Source organism: Nocardia sp. CY15 (assembly GCF_009829295.1).
GTDB classification, from domain to species: Bacteria; Actinomycetota; Actinomycetes; order Mycobacteriales; family Mycobacteriaceae; genus Nocardia; species Nocardia sputi.
In genome coordinates this window covers 1-1,458 of record NZ_VUOT01000090.1, presented here as the reverse complement: position 1 = coordinate 1,458, position 1,458 = coordinate 1, and the positions used below count along the sequence as shown (strand labels likewise).

At 65.8% G+C, this 1,458-nt stretch carries 1 protein-coding gene; it reads left to right on the top strand.

Going from position 1 to position 1,458, the window contains the following annotated elements; translation table 11 throughout:
- The first annotated feature begins 219 nt into the window (after positions 1–219).
- Complete coding sequence (locus tag GVY39_RS33700) at positions 220–1,440, top strand: IS110 family transposase (protein WP_159931028.1); 1,221 nt, start codon at positions 220–222, stop codon at positions 1,438–1,440.
- The last annotated feature ends 18 nt before the right edge of the window (positions 1,441–1,458 follow it).

The following is a 1,458-nucleotide window of genomic DNA, read 5'->3' as shown; positions in this document are numbered from 1 at the left end:
TCCCTAAGTTTGTGGGTGTCTGGGGTTGGTGCCCTGGATGCCCAGGGCGGTGGGGTGTAGCTGATGGTTGGTTGCTGTTGTTGTGGCTGCGAAGGAATGGCTGCCCCACCGTGCTGGACGCTCCGGCCACTTATTGAGATCTGATGCGGTTCGTCGCTGGTTAGGGACCTGATGGCGGGGTTGTCCACGGGCTCGGATTGTGTAGAGCGGAGAGCGGGAGTGGCGCTGCGCCAACGAATTTGGGTGGGTATCGATGTCGGAAAGGCCAGTCATCACGTGTGCGTGATGGATGAGACCGGCAAGGTGTGCTGGTCGGGCAAACTCGGCAACGATCAGCGGGCGATCGAGGCGGTGATCGCCCGAGCCCGCAAGACCGGGATCGAGGTGCGGTGGGCGATCGATCTGACCAGCCCCTTGGCCGCGCTGCTGATCACGGTCCTGCTGAGCGCCGGTGAGTCGGTGGTGTATGTGCCCGGCCGCGTGGTGGCGACCATGACCGGTGTCTTCCGCGGTGAGGGCAAAACCGACGCCAAGGATGCCCGTGTCATCGCCGAGACCGCCCGTATGCGTTCGGACTTGCAGCCGGTGACCGCGCCCGATGAGCTGGTCGCCGAACTGACCCAGCTGTCGAGCTACCGCAGCGACCTCATGAGCGACTGGGTGCGCGGGGTCAACCAGCTGCGCGCCATGCTCGCCTCGATCTTCCCGGCGCTGGAGGCCGCGTTCGACTACTCGACGCGTTCGCCGCTGATCCTGGTTGCCGGACTGTGCACCCCGGCCGAGATCCGCGACGCCGGAATCGACGGCGTGACAACGCATCTCACCGAGAACGGCGCATGGCCCAAAGGCGTAGACGCCATGGCCGCGCAGGCAATGGCCGCAGCCGGAACCCAGGACATCGCCGTGCCGGGCGAGGCCACCACCGCCACGCTGATCAAGCGGCTGGCGGCCAAACTGCTCGACCTCGACCGCGAGATCAAAGACCTCGACAAGCAGATAACCGCCCGCTTCCGCGAACACCCCCAAGCGGCGATCATCGAATCGCTGCCCGGCATGGGCCCGCACCTGGGCACCGAGTTCCTCGTGAGTACCGGCGGCAACGCCGTGGCCGAGTTCGCCACCCCAGGCCGGCTGGCCTCCTACGCCGGACTCGTGCCCGTGCCGCGTGACTCCGGCCGGATCAGCGGCAACCTGCACCGACCCAAACGCTACAACCGGCGTCTGCGGCGCGTGTTCTTCATGGCCGCCCTGTCCTCGATCAAAACCGAGGGCCCTTCCAGAACGTTCTACCAGCGCAAACGCACCGAACGACTCATCCATACCCAAGCCCTTCTAGCGTTGGCCCGGCGCCTGGTCGACGTGCTGTGGGCACTGCTGCGCGACAACCGCCCCTTCGACACCCAGCCCCCGAGCATCAACGGAATCCGAGCTGCGGCTTGACATGGTCATTGAGATTCC